This is a genomic window from Microbacterium sp. SYP-A9085, assembly GCF_009649635.1.
In the GTDB taxonomy this organism is placed as follows: Bacteria; Actinomycetota; Actinomycetes; order Actinomycetales; family Microbacteriaceae; genus Microbacterium.
The window spans coordinates 63,291-84,631 of record NZ_WJII01000005.1 but is presented as its reverse complement, the minus strand read 5'-3'; the positions used below and the strand labels follow the sequence as shown (position 1 = coordinate 84,631).

Below are 21,341 nucleotides of genomic sequence, written 5' to 3'. Positions count from 1 at the left end.
CATATCAGGAGCGAGCATGGCAGACGAGGACGACAAGTTCTGGTACAACCTGCGCACCGGGCAGGTCGAGCGGGGAATGCAGACGCCCGCCCCCGACCGCGCCGGCCCGTTCGACACGGCCGAGGAGGCCGCGCGGGCGCCCGAGATCATCCGCGAACGCTCCCGTCAATGGGAAGAGGACGAGCGCCGCGAGGACGCGTGGGGCGAGCACTCCGGCGAGGACGGCACCGACCGCTGACAGGCACGACGACACACGTCGCCGGCGAAGGGGAGAGCATGGACAAGCAGCGAGACTTCGTGCTGCGCACGATCGAGGAACGCGGCGTCAAGTTCGTCCGGCTGTGGTTCACGGATGTCGTCGGCACGCTGAAGTCCGTCGCGATAGCGCCCGCCGAGGTGGAGGGGGCCTTCACCGAGGGCATCGGGTTCGACGGCTCGGCGATTGAGGGGCTGACCCGCTCCTATGAGTCCGACCTGCTCGCCAATCCCGACCCCACGACGTTCCAGATCCTGCCGTGGCGCGGCGAGATCGACCCCACCGCGCGTATGTTCTGCGACATCACGACGCCGGACGGCCAGCCTGCGGTCGCCGACCCCCGGCATGTGCTCAAGCGCACGCTCGCGAAGGCGGCTGACGCCGGGTTCACGTTCTATACCCACCCGGAGATCGAGTTCTACCTGCTGAAGTCGTCCAAGTTCGGCGCGAAGGGCCCGGTCCCCGTCGACTCGGCGGGGTACTTCGACAACGTGCCCGGCGGCACCGCGCACGACTTCCGCCGCCGGTCGGTGCGGATGCTGGAGGACCTCGGAATCTCGGTGGAGTTCAGCCATCACGAGGGCGGCCCGGGTCAGAACGAGATCGACCTCCGCTACGCGGACGCGCTGACCACCGCCGACAACATCATGACGTTCCGCACCGTGGTCAAGGAGGTCGCCATCGAGCAGGGCGTGTACGCCACGTTCATGCCCAAGCCGCTCTCGGGCCAGCCCGGCAGCGGAATGCATACGCACATGTCCCTGTTCGAAGGCGATTTCAACGCGTTCTACGAGGAGGGCGCGCAGTATCAGCTCTCCAAGGTCGGTCGGCAGTTCATCGCCGGGCTGCTGCGGCACGCGAATGAGATCGCCGCGGTCACGAACCAGTTCGTGAACTCCTACAAGCGGCTGTGGGGCGGGGACGAGGCGCCCAGCTTCATCTGCTGGGGGCACAACAACCGGTCGGCCCTCGTGCGCGTGCCGATGTACAAGCCCACGAAAAGCCAGTCGTCGCGGGTGGAGTACCGCGCACTGGACTCGGCCGCCAACCCCTACCTGTCGTACGCGCTCATGCTCGCCGCGGGGCTGAAGGGCGTCGAGGAGGGGTACGAGCTGCCCCCGGAGGCCGAGGACAACGTCTGGTCCCTGAGCGCCGGCGAGCGGCGCGCGCTGGGCTTCGCGCCGCTGCCGTCGAGCCTGGAGCACGCACTGGACTACATGGAGGACTCCGAACTGGTGGCAGAGACGCTCGGCGAGCAGGTCTTCAACTACGTGCTGCTGAACAAGCGTCGCGAGTGGGAGGAGTACCGCTCGCAGGTCACTCCGTTCGAGCTGCAGCGCAACCTCGAGATGCTGTAGGACGCGCATGGCGGCGGATCGGGCATCCGGACTCACCGCGCTCGCACGGCTCGGGTTCACCCGGCTCGCTGACGCCGACGGCGCTCTCGCGGAGCTGAGCGCGGCGACCGGAGTGCGCCGGGAAGCCCTCACCGAGGGCGCCGCGGCGGCCGCGGACCCGGATGCCGCGCTGGAGGGGATGCTGCGCGTCGCTCGTCGCGATGCCCCGCCGGTGGCCGCGACGCTGCGCGATCCGCACGGCGCGCGTGCGACGTGGGCACTGTTGGGCGCGTCGCGCGGATTCGCGGACTTCTATCTGCGGCATCCCGAGGAGCTTGCCGACTTGACCGTCGCCCGTGACGGCCTGCCCACCGCGGCGGAACTCGTTGCCGAGCTGACCGCCGCCGTCGGCGCGGAGGACGGGTTCGCCGCGGCCGGGTCCGAGGACGCCTGGGTCGCACTGCGCGTGGCGTACCGGCGGATGCTGGCGCGCATCGCCGTGCACGACCTGCTCGTCGAGGACCCGATCGCGGCGATCGCACCGGTATCGGCGGCCCTCGCGGACGCGGCCGGCGCCGCGCTGGAGGCGGCGCTGTGCGTCGCGCGGACCCGGGTCGCCGCCGGCGGTGCGCTCGGCCTGTACCCCCGCGCGGACGTCGCCGCCACGCAGCTCGCGATCATCGGGATGGGCAAGTGCGGCGCCCGGGAGCTGAACTACGTCAGCGACGTGGATGTCATCTTCGTCGCGGGTGTCGGCGACGGCGCCGATCTCGCCGAGGGGCGTGCGGTGGACATCGCCACGCGCCTCGCGGTGCAGACGATGCGCGGCATCGACGGCATGGAGGTCGAGCCGCCGCTGTGGCCGGTCGACGCGAATCTGAGGCCGGAGGGCGCGCAGGGGGCGCTTGTGCGCACGCTGGCCTCGCACGTGTCGTACTACGACCGGTGGGCGCACAGCTGGGAGTTCCAGGCGCTGCTGAAGGCCCGCCCGATCGCGGGGGACGCCGGCCTCGGCGCCCAGTACGTCACGGCCGTGCACGAGCGCGTGTGGGGAAGCGCGGCGCGCGCGGACTTCGTGGAGAACGTGCAGCGGATGCGCGAGCGGGTGACCGACAACATCCCGGACGAGGACGTCCCGTACCAGCTGAAGCTGGGCCCGGGCGGCATCCGCGACGTCGAGTTCACGGTGCAGCTGCTGCAGCTCGTGCACGGGCTCACCGACGCGGCGATCCGGCAGCCGGGGACGCTGGCGGCGCTGCAGGCGCTGGTCGAGGAGGGGTACATCTCGCGTGCGGACGCGGCCGCGTTCGACCGGGACTACCGGACGCTGCGGGTGCTCGAGCACCGGCTGCAGCTGCGGGATCTGCGGCGCACGCACCTGATGCCGTCGCGGCGCGAGGAGCTGCGGGTGCTCGCGCGGGCAAGCGGGCTCGCGGACGGCGGGGATGCCGTGTGGGCGCTGTGGGAGCAGGTCAAGCGCGAGGTCCGCGACATCCACATCCGCCTCTTCTACCGGCCGCTGCTTTCGGCGGTGGCGGCGCTGCCGGAGCAGGAGCGGAGCCTGTCCACGGCGCAGGCGCGCGACCGCCTGGCCGCCATCGGGTTCGCGGACACCGCGGGGGCCCTGCGCCACATAGCGGCGCTGACGAGCGGTCTGAGCCGTAAGGCCACGATCCAGCGGCACCTGATGCCGATCATGATCCACTGGTTCGGGGAGGGGGTGGATCCGGACTACGGCCTGCTGGCGTTCCGGCGGATCAGCGAGCGGCTCGGGGACACCCCGTGGTTCCTGCGGATGCTGCGTGACTCGTCGGGGGCGGCGGAGAGCCTGACCCGGGTGCTGTCGGGCTCGCGGTACATCGGCGAGCTGATGGAGTGGATCCCCGAATCGGTGGCGTGGCTCGACGACGACGAGCGGCTGCGGCCGCGGCCCGCGGACGTACTGGACCAGGAGGCACGGGCGATCCGGACCCGGCACACCGACATCGCCGTCGCCGCGCGTGCGGTGCGCGGCCTGCGCCGCCGGGAGCTGCTGCGCACGGCGATGGCGACGGTGCTCGGCGTGCTGGAGTTGGAGGAGCTCGCCCGGTCGCTGACCGCGATCACCGAGGTGACGATCCAGGCGATGCTGCGCGCCGTGTACCGGGATGTGGTGCCGGCCGACGACGCCGGGCTGCGGTTCGCGATCATCGCGATGGGCCGGTTCGGTGGGGCGGAGCTCGGGTTCGGGTCGGATGCCGACGTGCTGTTCGTCTCGGAGGCCGGCCCGCTGGAGCCGCAGCGGGCGCAGGAGCTGTCGCGGCGACTGGTCACGGAGCTCCGCGCGCACTCCGACGACCACCGTGTCCCGCTGGAGCTGGACGCCGATCTGCGGCCAGAGGGGCGCAACGGCCCGCTCGTGCGGAGCCTCGACGCCTACCGCGAGTACTACCGGCGCTGGTCGGTGTCGTGGGAGGCGCAGGCGCTGCTGCGCGCGCGGGGCATCGCCGGCGACGAGGACCTCGTCGCCCGCTTCATGGGCCTTGCCGACGAGGTCCGCTACCCCGCCGAGGTGGGGGAGGCGGCGCTGCGGGAGATCCGGCGGATCAAGGCGCGTGTGGAGGCGGAACGACTGCCTCAGGGTGTTGCCCCCGAGCGGCATCTGAAGCTCGGGCCCGGCGGCCTCAGCGACGTCGAGTGGCTCGTGCAGCTGCTGCAGCTGGAGCACGCGCATCGGCTGCCGGAGCTGCGCACGACGGCGACGCTGCAGGCGCTGGATGCCGCGACGCGGGCGGGTCTCGTGCAGGAGCCGGCCGCGGAGCGGCTGCGCGAGGCGTGGCGGCTGGCCAGCCGGCTGCGGTCGGCGAACACGCTGCTGACCGGGCAGACCAGCGACGTGCTTCCCACCGACCGCCGTCAGCTCGACGGCATCGGGCGGCTGCTGGGGTACCCGCCCCGCTCGGCGACGGCTGTGGAGGAGGCGTGGATGCGCGCATCCCGCCGCGCCCGCCGCGTCTTCGAGCAGCTGTTCTACGGGTGACCGGTTCTTGCGCGCCGTGTGCTCCGCGGACGTATCGCAGTAGATGTGGGATGCAGGGCATCCATCCCGCACGTTGTGCGACACGCTCACGATGCGGTCGCAGAAGGTGCGAGTTCGGGAACACATATCTCGCGGTTTGTGCGACACCGTCGTCGGCCGGCCGCAGAAGATGTGGATGCTGCGGCATCCATCCCGCACGTCGTGCGAGACGAACCCGACACACGGCACGGGCCGCGCACGACGGAGCCCGCCGCGGCGTGATGCCGGAGCGGGCTCCTCGGTGTGCCGTGACGCCTACACGCCGTAGTACAGCTCGTACTCGAACGGGTGCGGGCGCTGCGCGAGCGGCTTTATCTCGTTCTCGATCTTGTACTCGATCCAGGTCTGGATAAGTTCGGGCGTGAACACACCGCCCTCGAGCAGGAACGCGTGGTCGGCGGCCAGCGCGTCCAGCGAGTCCTGCAGGGAGTTCGGCACCTGCGGGATGTCCTTGGCCTCCTCGGGCGGCAGCTCGTACAGGTCCTTGTCGACCGGCTCGTGCGGCTCGATGCGGTTCTTGATGCCGTCGAGGCCCGCCATCAGCTGCGCCGCGAACGCGAGGTAGGGGTTGCCCGAGGCATCCGGCGCGCGGAACTCGATGCGCTTGGCCTTCGGGTTCGACCCGGTGATCGGGATCCGGATCGCCGCGGACCGGTTGCCGGCGGAGTAGACGAGGTTGACGGGCGCCTCGAAGCCCTTCACCAGCCGGTGATAGCTGTTCAGCGTCGGGTTCGTGAACGCAAGCACGGCCGGCGCGTGGGCGAGGATGCCGCCGATGTACCACCGCGCGACGTCGCTGAGCCCGCCATAGCCCTTCTCGTCGTAGAACAGCGGCGACCCGTTCAGCCACAGCGACTGGTGCGTGTGCATCCCGGATCCGTTGTCGCCGTACAGCGGCTTGGGCATGAACGTGGCGGTCTTGCCCCACTGCTCTGCCGTGTTCTTGACGATGTACTTGAACTTGAGGATGTCGTCGGCGGCGGCGACGAGAGTGTCGAACCGGTAGTTGATCTCGGCCTGCCCGCCGCTGCCGACCTCGTGGTGCGCACGCTCGAGCACCAGGCCCGCCTCGATCAGCTTCAGGCTAATGTCATCGCGCAGGTCCGCCTGCTTGTCGACGGGCGCGACCGGGAAGTAGCCGCCCTTGAAGGGCGTCTTGTTGCCGAGGTTGCCGCCCTCCTCCTCGCGGCCGGTGTTCCACGCGCCCTCCTCGGAATCCACCGCGTAGAAGCTCGCGTTCTGCTTCACCTCGTAGCGCACGTCGTCGAAGATGTAGAACTCCGCCTCCGGGGCGAAGAACGCAGTGTCCGCGATCCCCGTGGACGCGAGGTACTTCTCGGCCTTCTTGGCCACCTGCCGCGGGTCCTTCGGGTAGATCTCGCCGGTGCGCGGGTTGTAGATGTCGAACACCATGATCAGCGTCTTCGCCTCACGGAACGGGTCGACGTACGCCGTCGTCACGTCCGGGATGAGCTGCATGTCGGACTCGTGGATGCTGGCGAACCCGCGGATGGAGGACCCGTCGAACAGCTGGCCGACGCTGAAGAACTCCTCGTCGACGGTCGAAGCGGGGATGTTGAAGTGCTGCTGCACACCAGGCATGTCCGTGAACCGGATGTCGAGGAATTTCACGTCCTCGTCCTTGATGAACGACAGCACCTCGGCGGGATCCTTGAACATGTCTCTCCAGCAGTGTCGGGTGCGGTGGAATCCGCGGGGGCGGATGGCTACGACGCTACCGGGGCCGCGTTGCCCGGTCATGTCCCGAATGTTTCCGGCGTGTTACACGGCCGTCTAGGCTGGACGGGTGCCCGACGCGAAAGCCCCCACCCATCCCGGCGCACGTCTGGGCCTTCCCGCCTCCGGCCCGAACAGCGTCGCCCGGTTCGGTCGGCGCCTGGCGGCCCTGGCGATCGACGTCGCGACGGCGGCCCTGATCGGCTACGCGTTCTTCCACTCGACCGACCCGGTCACCGGCGTCCTCGTCGCGGACCCGTGGGCGACGAACATCGTGTTCGCGGCCGTGCAGATCCTGTTCATCCCGACGATCGGCGGCAGCCCGGGGCACCGCATCATGGGTCTGCGCCTGGCCCGGCTCGGCGGCGGCTGGGTGGGCGTGTGGCGCCCGGTCGTACGCACAGCGCTGCTGTTCCTGATCATTCCCGTGCTGGTGTGGGATGCCGATCACCGCGGCCTGCACGACAAGGCCGCCGGCACCGTCCTGCTGCGAGTCTGAGACCGGTCAGCGCGGACGCGGCGCGCGCGCCCGCATCGGGTCGATGCCCTTCGGGATCGGCAGCGACGCCAGCGACTGCGACACCGAGTCGATGCGCTTGATCACCGCGGCCTGCGTCGGCCGGTTGATGGCCTTCGGGAGCTTCTTGATGGTCTTCGCGAGGTCGCCGATCGCGACGTCGTCGTCGCCGTGGCCCACGTACAGCACCGTGATCGGCACGCCGCTGGCCACGCGCTTCACCTTGGACCGCTCCTCGTTGATGAGCCGCGTCAGCCGCCCGCGCGCACCCTCGCCGACCACGACGATGCCGCCGCGACCCACCGTGCGGTACACGGCATCCTGCGTCTTCGGGTTCACGCCCACGGGCGTCTCGGCGGCCTGCCACGCGCGGCCCAGCGACGTCGACAGCACGTGGCCCACGGCGCCGGGACGGCCGTCGATCTTCTGGTACATGGCCCGCGTCGACAGCCTCGTCATCGTCATCAGGCAGACGAGGATGCCGAACAGCAGGCCGGTCACGCCCCACAGCACTATGCTCCAGATCGCGAACGGCGGGATCAGGAAGCCGATCAGGATGCCCACCCAGATGCCGGCGAGCAGGATGCCGCCCAGAGCCCACGGCAACCATGGGAAGACGTCCTTCGTGAACACGAAGAGGGACTTGAGCTGGGAGAAGAAGTTCGGCTTCTTCTCGGCGGGGGTACTGCGAGCGGCCATACCCTCCAGCCTACCTTTTGCGGCGGATCCTCCCCAGCCGGGGGCTGCCGCTGAACCCTCCCCAGATCGGTCGCCAGGCGCTCGCAGCGGACGTCGTTCCCGGGACCCTGAGGGTATGACGGATCCCGACATCCCACCGGACCGCGGCGGCGCGCTGACGACGGGTGGCCGTCGGATCCGGCGGCTTGAGCCGCCGGGTGCGCCGTGGCCGGGGTGGCTCGCCGTGATCGACGGTGCGACCTGCATGCTCGTGGAGGTGCGCGAGTTGGACGGGATGTGGACGTGGCGCGCGCCCTCCGACGGGCACATCGCCGCGCCTCGGGATCTGATCCGCTGCGCGGAGGGCCACCTCGCGGTGCTGCCCGTGTGCACGGAGAGAGTCGACGGCTTCCTCGCGCGACGGGCCGGGGCCGGCATCCCGCTGTCGGACGGGGAGGCTGTCACGCTCGCGGTGAGCGTGCTGCGCGGCACGGCCGAGGCGCTGTCCGCGGGCGACACGGGCGGTGCGCAGTGGTGGCTCGCCGAGGACGGGCGTCCTCTTCTCGTCGGCGGGGAGGGACCGCCCGCCGGCGAGGCCGCGGATGCGATCCTGCTCGCCCTGTGCGATGGGGCGGGGCCCGCGCTGGTACACGCGATGGATGCCGCACGGGAACGGGTCGCCGATCCCCGCGCCGTGCGGGCCGGGATCGAGGACGTCGAGGCCGGGCTGTTCGCGGTTGCGCCCCCGGAGCCGCTGGCCACGACGGTGCTCCGGTCGGAACACCCGCGCCGGACGGCGAACATCGTGCCGGCGGAACCGGAGGCGGCGCAGGTGGGGGAGCGCACGCCGTGGTGGCAGCCGCTGGTCCCGCACGTGGACCGGTCGCTGGCCGAGCTCGCGTCCGGGGCCCTCACCGCGCTGTGGCGCCGGGTGCGCGCGGACCGTCCCGGCCGCCGCCGGCATCCCGTGCTGCTTGCGGGCGTCGTCGGCGCGGTCGTCCTCTGCGTGGGCCTGCTGTGGGCGCCGGGCGACGATCCGCCGGCGACGGCGGAGGGCCCCAGCCCGACGCCCTCCGCCACGCGGACGCCCCCGCGCGTGACGCCGACGGCGACGGCGCCCCCGGATGCCGGGGCCGAGGTCACCGCGGCGACCGCGGCGCTGCTGCGCGCCCGGAGGGCGTGCGCGGACCGGTCGTGCCGGGCGAGGACGCAGGAGGACCCGCGAGCCGAGCTCGCGGGCGGTGCGGTCGAGCTGCCGGACGAGGCGCGGACCCTCACGCTGCTGGACGACTTCGGTGGCGCGGCCGTGCTGCGGGTCCACCCCCGCGACGGCGCGGAAGCCGATCAGTTCATCGTCGTCGTGCGCGAAGACGGCTCATGGCTGCTGCGCGATGTACGAGACGTCACGCCGCAGCCATGAGTGCGGTTCTCAGATGCCGAGGACGTCCTCGAAGGCGCCCGCTTCCAGGCGCGCCTTGACTGCGGCCAGGAAGCGTGCAGCGTCGGCGCCGTCGATGACGCGGTGGTCGTACGACAGCGCGAGGTAGACGGAGGACCGGATGGAGATGGCGTCCCGGCCGTCGACCGACACGACTCCGGGGCGCTTGACCACAGTGCCGGTGCCGAGGATCGCGGACTGCGGCAGGAACACGACCGGCGTGTCGAACAGTGCCCCCCGTGACCCGGTGTTGGTCAGCGTGAACGTTCCGCCGCCCAGCTCGTCGGGCTTGAGCTTGTTGTCGCGGGTGCGAGCGGCCAGGTCGGCGATCTCGTGCGCTATCTGGGCGATGTTCTTCGACGCGGCATCCCGGACCACCGGCGTGAGCAGCCCGCGTTCGGTGTCGACGGCTATCGACAGGTTCTCGGAGGGTGGGTACACGATCTCGTCGCCGTCCACCGTCGCGTTGATCACCGGGTAGGCCTGCAGGGCCTCGGTGGCGGCGATCGCGAAGAACGGCAGGAACGACAGCTTCGTCCCGGTCTTGGCGAGGAAGTCCGCCTTCACGCGGTCGCGCAGCGCGGCGAGCCGGGTGACGTCGACCTCGACCACTGTCGTCAGCTGTGCGGTCTGCTGCATCGAGGCCACGGCACGCTCGGCGAGGACCTTGCGCAGCCGCGACATCGGCTGCCGCGTTCCGCGCAGCGGGGAGACCTCCAGTGGCGCGGGTGCGGCGGCGGGCTCCGGAGCCGGGGCGGATGCCGCCTCGGCGGCCTTCAGGACGTCCTCCTTGCGGATGCGTCCGCCGACACCGGTGCCGGTCACCGTGGACAGGTCCACACCCTGCTGCTGAGCCAGTCGGCGCACCAGCGGGGTGACGTACGTGATCTCGTCGCCGGCCGGCGCCGCCGGGGCCGGCCGGGCGGGCGCGGCGGGCTGGGGCGCCGGGGCAGCAGGCGCGGCCTGCCGCGGTGCGGCGGGTGCGGCCTGCTGCGGGGCGGCCGGTGCGGTTGGCTGCGCGGCGGGAGCGGGCTGTGCGGGAGCAGCAGGGGCAGCCGGAGCAGCCGCCTCGGGCGCGGATGCTGACGCGGGCGGCGCGGATGCCGCCGGTGCGGTGGCGTCTGACTGCGCGGGCTCGGCCGTCGCAGCGCCCTCGCTGTCGCCGATGCGGACGAGCGGGGAGCCCACGGCGACGGTCTCGTCCTCGGCCACGAGGATCTCCTGGATCACGCCGGCGAACGGCGACGGGATCTCCGTGTCGACCTTGTCCGTGGAGATCTCCAGCAGCGGCTCGTCGACCTGGACGCTGTCGCCCACCTGCTTGAGCCAGCGGGTGACGGTGCCCTCCGTGACGCTCTCGCCGAGCTCCGGCAGCACGACGTCGTGGGCGCCGCCCGCGGACGGCGTGGTCACCGGCGCGGGCTCCTCGGCCGGCGCGGGCGCCTCAGCGGGAGCGGCTTCCTCAGCGGGAGCGGCGTCCCGAGCGGCGGCGGGCTGCTGCTCGGCGGCGGGCTCCTGCGCGGCGCCGGACCCGTCACCGATCTTCGCCAGCACGGCGCCGACTTCGACGGTCTCGTCCTCGGCCACGAGGATCTCCTCGATCACCCCGCTGACCGGGGAGGGGATCTCCGTGTCCACCTTGTCTGTGGAGATCTCGAGCAGACCCTCGTCCTCCTGCACGGTGTCGCCGACGTTCTTGAGCCAGCGGGTGACCGTTCCCTCGGTGACGCTCTCGCCGAGCGCGGGGAGGACCACGGAAGTGCTCATGGGTGTGTCTCCTTCAGAAGCCATCTGTCATTCCTAGCTTAGTGATGCGCCCGTGCGCACGCCGGTCAGAGCGCGTGCAGCGGTTTGCCCGCCAGGGCGAGGAACGCCTCGCCGAGCGCCTCACTCTGCGTGGGGTGCGCATGGATCAGCGGGGCGATGTCTTCGGGGTTCGCCTCCCACCCGACGGCGAGCTGGCCCTCCGTGATGAGCTCGCCGACCCGGTCGCCCAGCAGGTGCACGCCGAGGACCGGCCCGTCCACCAGACGGACCACCTTGACGAGCCCGGTCGTGCCGATGATTTCGCTCTTCCCGTTGCCCGCCAGGCTGTACTCATACGCGCGGACACCGTCCGCACCGTGGGCCTGCTCCGCCTGGGCCTGAGTGAGCCCGACCGATGCGAGCTCGGGGCTGCAGTACGTGACGCGGGGGATGTGCGCCTCGGGGACGGGCAGCGGGTCGAGGCCCGCTATCTGCTCGGCCACGAACACGCCCTGCTGGAAGCCGCGGTGCGCCAGCTGCAGCCCGCGCACAATGTCGCCGACGGCCCACACCCCCGGCACGTCGGTGCGCAGGCGCTCGTCCGTGCGCACGAACCCGCGCTCGAGGACCACGCCGGCCTCCTCGAAGCCCATCCCCGACGTCGCGGGACCGCGTCCGACGGCGACCAGCAGCAGGTCCGCCTCGAACGTCTTGCCGTCCTCGAGCGTGACGGTGACCGCGTCATCGGTCTGCGTCGCCGAGGCGAACCGCACTCCGAGCGAGAACGCTATGCCGCGCTTGCGGAACGCGCGCTCCAGCCCCTTGCTCAGCGCGACGTCCTCGTTCGGCGCCAGGTGGTCCAGGGCCTCGATGATCGTGACCTCCGCGCCGAACGAGCGCCACACGCTGGCGAACTCGACGCCGATCACGCCGCCGCCGAGGATGGCGACCGTGGCCGGCACCTCGTCGAGCGTCAGCGCCTGCTCGCTCGTGATGATCCGGCCGCCGATCTCCAGCCCCGGAAGACTCCGGCTGTACGACCCCGTGGCGAGCACGACATCGGTCCCGCGCAGCACGTCGTCGCCTACGGTGATGGTGCGGTCGGGCTGCAGCATCCCGTCGCCTGCGACGACCGTGATGCCGCGCGCCTTGATCAGGCCCTCCAACCCTCGGTACTTCTTGGCGACGATGCCCTCCTGGTAGGCGCGGACGCCGGCGACGTCGATGCCCTCGAGCGTCGCGCGCACGCCGAACGACGCCGCCTCGCGGGCCGCGTCGGCCACCTCGGCGGCGTGCAGGAGCGCCTTTGTCGGGATGCAGCCGCGGTGCAGGCACGTGCCGCCCACTTTGTCGCGCTCGACGAGGGCAACGCTCTTGCCCAGTTCCGCCGCGCGCAGGGCGGCCGCGTAGCCGCCGCTGCCGCCGCCGAGGACCACGACGTCGTAGGTGTGTTCTGTCATCGCTGTTCCGCTCCTTGCAGGAATGTGATGAGCGCCCGCACGGTCGAGCCGGTCGGGCCCTTGTCCGTGAATCCGTAAGGGGCGCCCGGGTTCTCGCCGGATCCGGCGATGTCGAGGTGCACCCACGGCAGACGGGGTGCGTCGGTGCGGTCGTCGCGGCGACCGACGAAGCGCTGCAGGAACAGGCCCGCGAACAGCGACCCGCCGGAGCGGTCGCCGATCTTCGCGTTCTGGACGTCGGCGATGGAGGAGTCCAGCTCCTTCTCCATGTGCGCCGGGAGCGGCAGCGGCCACGCGAGCTCGCCGGTGCGCTGCGCGGCATCCAGGAACTCCGACACGGCCTCCTCGTCGCCCATCACACCGGTGTGCCGGGTGCCCAGGGCCACGCTGATGGCGCCGGTGAGCGTCGCGACGTCGATGATCACGTCGGGGTTCTCCCGGCTCGCGGCAACCAGGCCGTCGGCGAGGACCAGCCGGCCCTCGGCATCCGTGTTCAGGACCTCCACGCTCGTCCCGCCGAGGGTGCGCAGCACGTCACCGGGGCGGATCGCGGAGCCCGACGGCATGTTGTCGGCGATGCACATCCACGCCGTGACGCGCACGGGCAGGGACAGCGCGGCGGCCGCGCGGATCACCGCGAGCACCGTCGCGGCACCGGCCATGTCGCCCTTCATCCCGACCATGGATGCCGCCGGCTTCAGCGACAGCCCGCCGGTGTCGAACGTGATGCCCTTGCCGACGAGGGCCACGTGACGGTCCGCGGCGGCGGGGGCGTACTCGAGCCGCACGAGCCGCGGCGGCCGCGCCGAGCCCTGGCCCACGCCGATGATCCCGCCGTAGCCGCCCTCGGCCAGCTGCGTCTCGTCGAGCACCGTGACGTCGACAGGGAGACCCGCGACGGCGTCGACCGCGCGCTGCGCGAGGTCCTGCGGGCCCAGCCACTGCGCGGGCGTGGTGGTGAGGTCCTTCACGAGGGCGACGGATGCCGCGGCCTGCGTGATCCACTCCACGTCGGCGTCGGTCAGGTCCGCACCGTGGACGGTCACCGCGCCCGCGGGGCGCTTGCGGTCCTCGCCGGTCTTGTAGTCGTCGAACCAGTAGCCGCCCAGCATCGCGCCCTCGGCGGCGGCGCGCTGGGTCGCGGCGTCCGCACCCGGGACGGCCACGGCCGCGTGCGCGAATCCGGTGAGCGTGCGCAGCGCCGCCCCGACGGCATCCCGGACCGCATCCGCGGTCGGCTCGGCCCCCGTGCCGACGACGGCGATCGCGCGACCGGGGAGGTCCCCGACCGACACGCGATGCACCGACCCGGCCGTTCCGGTGAACCCGATCACCGTCAGCGCGGCGGCCAGTCCCGGGAATCCGTCGATCTCGGCCGGCGGATCGTCCGTGGGCGGGAGCGCGAGGATCAGGACGTCGGCATCGGAATCACGGATGGAAGAGCTGCTGTGCTCCAGGGTCGGGAACGGCATGTGCTCCATCCTAAGAGCGGGATACGCGGCGCCCATGCAGCCGTGTTCGCTGTGAGCGGGATCGGTCCCGGCTCCGCCCGCCGCCTCCTAGAGTGGGAGCATGCCCCAGTATGCGCCGCTGTTCGAGCGTGCGGCATCCGCGCCGCCGGTGCCGCGGGGTCTTCCGCTGGTCATCGCGCTGACCGGATTCACGGACGCCGGCAATGCCGTGTCGCAGCTTATCGACGTCATGCGCGACGATCTTGATGCGCTGCCGCTCGCCGTGTTCGACAACGACATCCTCCTGGACTACCGGGCGCGGCGCCCGCTCGTGACATTCGACGGCGAGCGCGTCACGGAGTACCGGCCGCAGCGTCTGGAGCTCTCGCTGGTGCGGGATGCCCTGGGTCAGCCGTTCCTGCTGCTCGCCGGGTACGAGCCCGACTTCGTGTGGGAGCGTTTCGCGCGCGACGTGCTCGCGCTCGCCGAAGAGTACGGCGTGTCCACGGTGACGTGGGTGCAGGCCATCCCGATGCCGGTCCCGCACACCCGGCCGATCGGGACCACCGTCAGCGGCACGCGCAGCGATCTCACCGAGGCGCACTCGGTGTGGCGCCCGCACACGCAGGTGCCGGGGACCATCGGGCACCTGCTCGAGCTCCGGTTCGCGCGGGCGGACGTGCCGGTGGCCGGGTTCGTGCTGCTGGTGCCGCACTATCTCGGCGACACCGAGTATCCCGCTGCCACACTCGCTGCCCTGGACAGCATCACCGCCGCCACCGGGCTTGTGTTCACCGGCGACGACCTGCGCGAGCGCAACCGTGAGTTCCTGCAGCGCGTGCAGGAGCAGGTGGAGGAGAACGAGGAGCTCACCCGGATGCTGCACGGCCTCGAGGACCGCTACGACGCGTACATGGCCGGGTCGACCACGCAGGCGGTGCCGATGGTGCACACCGGCGATCTGCCCAGCGCCGACGAGCTCGCGGCGGAGCTCGAGAGGTTCCTGGCCACCCGTCCGTCACCGGACGACGACAAGGGCGGCGCGCGCGGCTGACCCCGCGGAATATCCCGCGCGGACCGGACGTTTCCACGAAGGAACCCGATGTCGGAGCGTCCGGCGTGATGCGCAGGATGTGAGACAATGGGGAACCGACCCGTTGTCAGCGTCCGCGCGGAGAACCTCCTCACCGAGGCCCTCGCCGCCGGATGGACTTGACAAGGGTCTTACTAGTGTCCGAACAACCTCACAGAAGGCCGGGAGTGGGGGACACGCTTCCGGTGAAAGGCGAAACGTGACCGCAGGCACCAAGACCACCACCCGCTCGCGCACCAAGGACACCGACGTCGACGAGGCCGCGGCGACCGAGGCCGCGGCCACGGCGACCACCGCACCGGCGAAGAAGACCCCGGCCAAGAAGGCGCCCGCGAAGAAGACCGCGGCAAAGGCCGAGCCTGCCGCCAAGAAGAAGGCGCCCGCGAAGAAGAAGTCCTCCGCCAAGAAGGCCTCCGACGAGGAGTTCGAGGACCAGGATGTCGACCTCGATGAGGAGTCGGACGCGGACGCCGCCGAGGACGAGCCCGCCGAGGGCGAGCCACAGGCGAAGAAGGACAAGAAGGCCGCCGCGCCCGCCGACGAGGATGCCGACGACGAGGACGACGACGAGCAATCGGCCGGCCAGAAGAAGGTGTTCACCGAGCCGCTGCCCTCCGGCGCGATTGTGATCTCGTCGAAGGACGAGGACGACGTTCCGGTCTACTCCACGCAGATCACCGGCGCGACGGCCGACCCCGTGAAGGACTACCTGAAGCAGATCGGCAAGGTGCCGCTGCTGAACGCGGCCGAAGAGGTCGAACTGGCGATGCGCATCGAGGCGGGACTGTTCGCCGAGGAGAAGCTGTCGCACATGTCGGCCGCGGAGAAGTCGGCCAAGCTCGGCCTCGACCTGCAGTGGGTCGCCCGCGACGGCCAGCGCGCGAAGAGCCACCTGCTGGGCGCGAACCTGCGCCTGGTGGTCTCGCTCGCGAAGCGCTACACCGGCCGGGGGATGCAGTTCCTGGACCTCATCCAGGAGGGCAACCTGGGTCTCATCCGTGCGGTCGAGAAGTTCGACTACACGAAGGGCTTCAAGTTTTCCACGTACGCGACGTGGTGGATCCGTCAGGCGATCACCCGCGCCATGGCCGACCAGGCGCGCACCATCCGCATCCCCGTCCACATGGTCGAGGTCATCAACAAGCTCGCCCGCGTGCAGCGGCAGATGCTGCAGGACCTGGGCCGCGAGCCCACGCCGGAGGAGCTGTCCCGGGAGCTCGACATGACCCCTGAGAAGGTGGTCGAGGTGCAGAAGTACGGGCGCGAGCCCATCTCGCTGCACACCCCGCTCGGCGAGGACGGCGACAGCGAGTTCGGCGATCTCATCGAGGATACCGAGGCCGTGGTCCCCGCCGACGCCGTGGGCTTCACGATGCTGCAGCGGCAGCTGGAGGCGCTGCTCGACTCGCTCAGCGAGCGCGAAGCGGGCGTCATCCGGATGCGGTTCGGACTCGGCGACGGCCAGCCCAAGACCCTCGACCAGATCGGCGACACGTTCGGCGTGACGCGCGAGCGGATCCGTCAGATCGAGTCGAAGACGATGGCGAAGCTGCGGCACCCGTCGCGGTCGCAGTCGCTGCGGGACTACCTCGAGTGAGCGGCGGCGCGAACGCCGGCAAGGCGCTGACCGTCACCGTCGGCGGGGCGTCGTACGCGCGCATCCCGATCCGGACCCGGGTCGTAATGCCCGGCGACGACCTCGACGGCTTCATCGCGGAGTACGCGGCTGACCAGGTGCGGCCCGGCGACGTGCTGTTCGTCACCGAGAAGATCGTCGCCATCACGCAGGGCCGGTCGTTCCCGGTCGCCGAGATCCGGCCCCGCCGGCTCGCGTCGTTCCTCGCGAAGTACGTCACGAAGACGCCGTACGGCATCGGACTCGGCATGCCCGAGACGATGGAGATGGCGCTGCGCGAGTGCGGCACGCCGCGGATCCTGTTCGCCGCCGCCGTCGCGGCCGTCACCAAGGCGTTCGGACGCAAGGGCGACTTCTACCGCATCGCGGGGCAGCGGGCCCGTGCGATCGACGGACCCACGAAGCACACCATCCCGCCGTACAACGAGGCGGTCGTGCTCGGCCCGGATCGGCCCCGGGAGGTCGCCGCGCACCTGAAGGCGCTTGTGGGCGGCCACTGCGACGTGGCCGTGGTCGACATCAACGACCTCGGCGGCAACATCCTCGGGTCCACGCTCGACCGCGCCGGCGAGCAGCGTCTGGTCGCTATCCTCCGCGACAATCCGCTCGGGCAGGGGCACGAGTCCACGCCGCTCGGGATCGTGCGCGCCGCCTGAACGGTCAGAGGTCCAGGCCGGTCGCGTCGCGGTAGCGGGCGAGCAGTCCGGTCCGCACCCCGGAGACGGTCGGCTTCATCTGGAACACGCTCGAGTTGTGGTTGGCCTCGATGACGGCAGGGCCGGTCGGGGTGATGGCGATATCCCAGCCCATGTAGGGGATTTGCGGCAGGCGACGTGCGAGCCGCTCCACGAACGCGACGGCCTCCGCGTACATCGGCACTCGGAAGCCCGCGATCCGCACACCCGTCGCCGGGTGCGTCTGGAACACGTGGCTCTGCTTGTCGACGCCCGCGTACAGGGCGACGCCGTCGTCGTCGAGCATCGTGAACATCCCGCCGCCGGCGAAGTTGTCGATGACCCCGCCGTTGCCGATCCGCAGCACCGAGGCGAGCACGTGGAAGCCGCCGTCCCGGTCCAGGAACGTGATCAGCCGGATCGTGTTGACGCTGCCCGGATACAGCGCCGACAGCTCGGGATGCTGCGGCAGCAGCTCTTCCAGGAGCGTCTGCCCGCGCTCGGTCTGCGCGTCGCGCCACGCTGCGACGTCGGTGATGCCGGCGGTGTCGACCGCGTCGATCCCGGCGCCGCCGAATCCGTTCGACGGTTTCGCCAGCACCCGTTCATGTCGTTTCAGGAATGCGTCCACCGCGTCGGTGTCCGCGTCGGCGAGGTCGATCCAGTCGCGGTGGATGTCGTCGGCGAAATCGCGGTAGAAGCGAGGCTTGTCCTCCACGAGCTGCTTCGCATCGGGGCTGTTCAGAAGCTTCGTGATGCGGAACGACTTGGGGTGGGTCATCCACGTGGCCCGCTCGCGGCCCTTCAGCAGCCGGATGTCCCACACGGCATAATCCCGGAAGCCCATGTCGTAGCGCACGGAGCACCACAGCATGTCGGCGATGATGACCGGGGTCGGGGCCTTCGAGACGCGGTGCACCTGCTCGGTGAACTCCCTCAGGTTCGCCGGGCTGAGGTGACGGGCACGGTCCGCGAGATAGCGCAGCCGCATGGCGAAATGACCCATGCGCTCGACGCTAGCACGCACATCTCGGGGGTCCGCCGCGGCGCGTGTCAGCGGCCGCGCAGGCCGCCGCGGCTATGCTGGATCGGTCCCGCGGGCCACGTCGACGGGCGTCCGACACCACGCCCGCACGCTGCTATCCCGACCCACCGATACGGAAGGCAACCCCGTTTCCGATGAAGATCGACCTGTCTGCGCGCGTGAACTACTTCGTCGGCCGGGTGCGGCGCTTCCGTCCCTCCCGCGTGACGACGTTCGCCCGCCAGATAGCGCGCGAGCAGGGAAAGTGGATGCCCGCCGTGGCCGTCGACATGCTGTGGTCGGCCGCGTTCTGCGACACCGCGTTCATCGACTACTACGAGGCCGACTTCGCTGCGCTGTCGCGGTGTGAGCGCCGCACGTTCATGACGTCGCTGATCCAGCACCACATTGCGAACAGGCTCAACGACCCGGCGGCCGCCGAGGTGTTCGCCGACAAGCGCCGCTTCCACAGGCGGTTCGCGGAGCTCACCGGCCGGGAGTGGCTGGACCTCGAGGAGGCGGGGCCCGCCGAGCTCGAGCGGTTCGCGGCGCGGCATCCCGTCCTCATCGCGAAGGAGCCGGTCAGCCGCGAGGGCCACGGCGTGTTCCGCTACCAGGCCGCCGACGTGCAGGACTGGACCGCGTTCCACGCGGAGCTGGTCGCGAAGGGACAGCTGCTGGTCGAGGAGGCCATCGTGCAGCATCCCGTGCTGGCCTCCTACTGCCCCGGAACCGTGAACACCACGCGCCTGGTTTCCTACTTCGACGGCACCGACGTGCACATAGTGTCGCGCGTGCAGAAGTTCGGGCGCGGCGCGGTGAGCGACCAGTTCACGTGGGGTGGCTTCTTCACGATGCTCGACCACGAGGGGCGCTCGGTCGGCCAGGGCCACTCCGGCAAGAACAACACCTTCTACCCGGTGCATCCCGACTCGGGCGCGTCGATCACCGAGTTCCAGGTCCCGCTGTGGGACGAGGTCGTCGCACTCATCGACAAGGCCGCCCGCGTCGTGCCCGAGGTGCCATACGTCGGATGGGATGTCGCGGTCGGCCCCACCGGGCCGCTGCTGATCGAGGGCAACTGGATCCCCGGCCTCTACGAGACGCGCGTGACAGCCACCGGCATCCGGACCGGTTCCCGGCCCGAGCACGAAGCGGTGATGACCTGGTAGCGATGACCGAGCCCGTTCGCGCGCTCGTCGCGCACGCCGCGCTGCGCGCCAACGCCGACCGGCTGCGCGCGGCCGGCGCCGTGTACGCGGACCTGCGCCGCGACGCGTGGGGACATGGGCTGGCGGCCTGTGCGGAGACTGTGACGGCGGCGGGACTGCGGGTGCTTGTCGACGCGGGGGCGCTGTCAGCGGGCGCCGTCACGCTGGCTCCGGGTGCGGAGATCGCCGAGCCGCGGACGCTGTGGGGGCTGCCCGGCGGCGACGGGCGTCCCGTGCTGTCGCTGGTCGGGCGCCTGCTCAGCACGAAGACGCTGCGCGCCGGCGAGGGAGTGTCGTACGGGTACACGTTCCGTGCCGCCCGCGACACGGTGGTCGGTCTTGTCGCCGGCGGGTACGCGCAGGGGGTCGTCCGTGAGGTCGGCAACCGCGCGTGGGTGCGCGTCGGCGCGCACCGCCTGCCGATCGTCGGCCGGGTCGCGATGGACGCGTGTGTGATCGAGCTCGGGGATGCCCACGCGGCACCCGGCGCCGACGTCGTGTTCTTCGGCGACCCCGGGCGCGGCGAGCCGTCGCTCGCGGGCTGGGAGGCGGCCACCGGGATGCGCGCGGCGGAGATGGTGAGCCTCGCCGGCGCGCGCGCGAGCCGGGAGGACGTCCGATGACGGCCCGCCTCGACGTCGACATGGGCGCGTTCGCCGCGAATCTGCGCCGGATCCGCGAGACGGTCGCCCCCGCACGCCACCTGCTGGTCGTGAAGGACGACGCGTACGGCCACGGACTCGAGCCGGTCGTGCGTGCCGCCGTCGACGCCGGCGTGGACTGGTTCGGCACATTCGACGTCGCGACCGCCCTGCGCGTGCGGGCGGTGGCCGGACCGGATGCCCGCGTCATTGCGTGGACGGTGTACGGCCCCGCCGACGCCGACGCGGCCCTCGCCGGCGACATCGACCTGGGCGTGGGCACGAGACCGCTGCTGGCGATGGTCGCCGAGCGCGCCGCCGCCGCGGGCACGGTCGCACAGGTGCACCTCAAGGTCGACACCGGGCTGCATCGCAACGGCATCCGTCCCGAGCAGTGGAGCGACGCCGTCGCCGAGGCGTGCCGCGCCGAGGCATCCGGGTCCCTGCGCGTCGTGGGCGTGTGGAGCCACATCGCCGAATCCTCGGATGCCGAGGATGACGCGTCGCGCGCCCAGTTCCTCGAGGCGGCCGCGGCATTCGGAAATCGCCCTCTGCTGCGGCATCTGGCCGCCAGTGCGGCGGGGTTCGCGCGCGCCGAGTTCCGGTTCGATCTGGTCCGGATCGGGGCGTACGCCTACGGCATCCGTCCCTCCGGCGGCCCGTCCGACGCCGAACTCGGGATCCTGCCTGTCGCGACCCTCGTCGCGCCGGTCGCGGACGTCACCCGCGACGCCGTGACGCTGGCGATCGGAAGCCTGGACGGACTGGACTCGCGTCTGGCCGGGCACCTGGACGCGGGCACGCCCGGGGGACCGCGCCGTGTCCGCACTGTCGCCGAGACGACGACCATCGTGGAGGCGTGGCCGGGCGCCGCCCCGGGCCAGGACGTCGCCCTGTTCGGCGGCCGCGCACCGCTGTCGGCGACCGACGTCGCGGAACTTCTCGGCACGATCGGCGAACAGGTCGTGCTGCGGATCTCGCCGCGGCTGCCGCGCCGTTACCGCTGACGGGGGATCAGGCCTCGTTCAGCCGGGCGGTCTCGTCGTGCCACGACGTGGCCACGCTGCGCAGCTTCTGCTCGAACTTGCGTCCGTGGTGCGCGCAGTACAGCAGCTCGCTGCCACCGACCTCGACGGCGATGTAGGCCTGCGCTCCGCACGCGTCGCACCGGTCCATCGCGGTCAGGCGGTACTCGAGGAGGCTCTGCTCCTCGGGCGTGGTGAGTGTGCTCATCGTCTGGCCTCCTCGTGCGTGTGATGGACGGTTCGTTCACGACATACAACCACGGGCGGCCTGGGGTCATGCCGTGAACGGTCGGCATTTCGCTGACCGCGTACCCCACGGGCGCCGCAGAGCCACTCGGAGCCCGCCCACCGAGTGTCGG

At 71.2% G+C, this 21,341-nt stretch carries 18 protein-coding genes; 11 read left to right on the top strand and 7 right to left on the bottom strand.

What is annotated here, in order from left to right; genetic code table 11:
• Nucleotides 1–16: 16 nt before the first annotated feature.
• From GH740_RS10855 to GH740_RS10845, 3 genes are read left to right on the top strand one after another with little or no spacing between them, the layout of a single operon-like run.
• Nucleotides 17–238, top strand: coding sequence for an SPOR domain-containing protein (locus tag GH740_RS10855; RefSeq protein WP_153746129.1), 222 nt, complete (start codon nucleotides 17–19; stop codon nucleotides 236–238).
• A gap of 38 nt (nucleotides 239–276) precedes the next feature.
• Nucleotides 277–1,614: a type I glutamate--ammonia ligase gene (gene glnA, locus GH740_RS10850; RefSeq protein ID WP_153746128.1), complete on the top strand. Its 1,338-nt coding sequence runs from the start codon at nucleotides 277–279 to the stop codon at nucleotides 1,612–1,614.
• Nucleotides 1,615–1,621: 7 nt separating this feature from the next.
• The gene (locus tag GH740_RS10845; protein WP_153746127.1) at nucleotides 1,622–4,612 is read left to right on the top strand and encodes a bifunctional [glutamine synthetase] adenylyltransferase/[glutamine synthetase]-adenylyl-L-tyrosine phosphorylase; all 2,991 of its coding nucleotides are present in this window, start codon (nucleotides 1,622–1,624) and stop codon (nucleotides 4,610–4,612) included.
• 294 nt (nucleotides 4,613–4,906) lie between these two features.
• On the opposite strand, the gene glnA (GH740_RS10840) is transcribed toward GH740_RS10845, so the two are convergent.
• Entirely contained in the window at nucleotides 4,907–6,331 is a 1,425-nt protein-coding gene (glnA, locus tag GH740_RS10840; protein ID WP_153746126.1) for a type I glutamate--ammonia ligase, read from the bottom strand.
• Nucleotides 6,332–6,458: 127 nt separating this feature from the next.
• Between glnA (GH740_RS10840) and GH740_RS10835 the strand changes: the two genes are divergently transcribed.
• Nucleotides 6,459–6,887, top strand: coding sequence for an RDD family protein (locus GH740_RS10835; protein ID WP_367641480.1), 429 nt, complete (start codon nucleotides 6,459–6,461; stop codon nucleotides 6,885–6,887).
• Between the two features lie 6 nt (nucleotides 6,888–6,893).
• Here the strand turns inward: GH740_RS10835 and GH740_RS10830 are convergent, their stop codons facing one another.
• Complete coding sequence (locus GH740_RS10830; RefSeq protein WP_153746125.1) at nucleotides 6,894–7,604, bottom strand: DUF4191 family protein; 711 nt, start codon at nucleotides 7,602–7,604, stop codon at nucleotides 6,894–6,896.
• 115 nt (nucleotides 7,605–7,719) lie between these two features.
• On the opposite strand from GH740_RS10830, the gene GH740_RS10825 reads away from it, so the two are divergent.
• Nucleotides 7,720–9,003: a hypothetical protein gene (locus GH740_RS10825; RefSeq protein WP_153746124.1), complete on the top strand. Its 1,284-nt coding sequence runs from the start codon at nucleotides 7,720–7,722 to the stop codon at nucleotides 9,001–9,003.
• 9 nt (nucleotides 9,004–9,012) lie between these two features.
• Here GH740_RS10825 and sucB read toward each other — a convergent pair whose 3' ends face one another.
• The 3 genes from sucB to GH740_RS10810 form a co-directional block, all read right to left on the bottom strand.
• Nucleotides 9,013–10,788 carry a 2-oxoglutarate dehydrogenase, E2 component, dihydrolipoamide succinyltransferase gene (gene sucB / locus GH740_RS10820; protein WP_153746123.1) on the bottom strand — a complete coding sequence of 592 codons (1,776 nt, stop codon included), beginning with the start codon at nucleotides 10,786–10,788 and terminating at the stop codon, nucleotides 9,013–9,015.
• A 65-nt stretch (nucleotides 10,789–10,853) separates the two neighbouring features.
• Complete coding sequence (gene lpdA, locus GH740_RS10815; RefSeq protein WP_153746122.1) at nucleotides 10,854–12,227, bottom strand: dihydrolipoyl dehydrogenase; 1,374 nt, start codon at nucleotides 12,225–12,227, stop codon at nucleotides 10,854–10,856.
• Nucleotides 12,224–13,699 (bottom strand): leucyl aminopeptidase, encoded by a 1,476-nt coding sequence (locus GH740_RS10810; RefSeq protein WP_153746121.1) that lies wholly within the window; start codon nucleotides 13,697–13,699, stop codon nucleotides 12,224–12,226. Before GH740_RS10810 ends, lpdA begins: the two co-directional genes overlap by 4 nt.
• A gap of 100 nt (nucleotides 13,700–13,799) precedes the next feature.
• Here GH740_RS10810 and GH740_RS10805 point away from each other — a divergent pair, with 100 nt between their 5' ends.
• The 3 genes from GH740_RS10805 (at nucleotide 13,800) to GH740_RS10795 (ending at nucleotide 17,063) form a co-directional block, all read left to right on the top strand.
• Nucleotides 13,800–14,732, top strand: coding sequence for a proteasome assembly chaperone family protein (locus GH740_RS10805; protein WP_153746120.1), 933 nt, complete (start codon nucleotides 13,800–13,802; stop codon nucleotides 14,730–14,732).
• 238 nt (nucleotides 14,733–14,970) lie between these two features.
• Nucleotides 14,971–16,368 (top strand): RNA polymerase sigma factor, encoded by a 1,398-nt coding sequence (locus GH740_RS10800; protein WP_367641479.1) that lies wholly within the window; start codon nucleotides 14,971–14,973, stop codon nucleotides 16,366–16,368.
• A complete protein-coding gene (locus GH740_RS10795; protein ID WP_367641478.1) occupies nucleotides 16,365–17,063 on the top strand; it encodes a coenzyme F420-0:L-glutamate ligase in 699 nt (232 codons plus the stop codon). The genes GH740_RS10800 and GH740_RS10795 overlap by 4 nt, the downstream gene beginning before the upstream one ends.
• A gap of 4 nt (nucleotides 17,064–17,067) precedes the next feature.
• Here the strand turns inward: GH740_RS10795 and GH740_RS10790 are convergent, their stop codons facing one another.
• The gene (locus GH740_RS10790; protein ID WP_153746119.1) at nucleotides 17,068–18,087 is read right to left on the bottom strand and encodes a sugar-transfer associated ATP-grasp domain-containing protein; all 1,020 of its coding nucleotides are present in this window, start codon (nucleotides 18,085–18,087) and stop codon (nucleotides 17,068–17,070) included.
• Nucleotides 18,088–18,260: 173 nt separating this feature from the next.
• Here GH740_RS10790 and GH740_RS10785 point away from each other — a divergent pair, with 173 nt between their 5' ends.
• From GH740_RS10785 to GH740_RS10775, 3 genes are read left to right on the top strand one after another with little or no spacing between them, the layout of a single operon-like run.
• Complete coding sequence (locus GH740_RS10785) at nucleotides 18,261–19,277, top strand: sugar-transfer associated ATP-grasp domain-containing protein (RefSeq protein WP_172978356.1); 1,017 nt, start codon at nucleotides 18,261–18,263, stop codon at nucleotides 19,275–19,277.
• Nucleotides 19,278–19,279: 2 nt separating this feature from the next.
• On the top strand, nucleotides 19,280–19,939 hold the full coding sequence (locus GH740_RS10780; RefSeq protein WP_153746117.1) for an alanine racemase C-terminal domain-containing protein: 660 nt from the start codon (nucleotides 19,280–19,282) through the stop codon (nucleotides 19,937–19,939).
• Nucleotides 19,936–20,964 carry an alanine racemase gene (locus GH740_RS10775; protein ID WP_153746116.1) on the top strand — a complete coding sequence of 343 codons (1,029 nt, stop codon included), beginning with the start codon at nucleotides 19,936–19,938 and terminating at the stop codon, nucleotides 20,962–20,964. The genes GH740_RS10780 and GH740_RS10775 overlap by 4 nt, the downstream gene beginning before the upstream one ends.
• 7 nt (nucleotides 20,965–20,971) lie before the next feature.
• Here GH740_RS10775 and GH740_RS10770 read toward each other — a convergent pair whose 3' ends face one another.
• On the bottom strand, nucleotides 20,972–21,190 hold the full coding sequence (locus GH740_RS10770) for a hypothetical protein (RefSeq protein ID WP_153746115.1): 219 nt from the start codon (nucleotides 21,188–21,190) through the stop codon (nucleotides 20,972–20,974).
• Nucleotides 21,191–21,341: the final 151 nt, after the last annotated feature.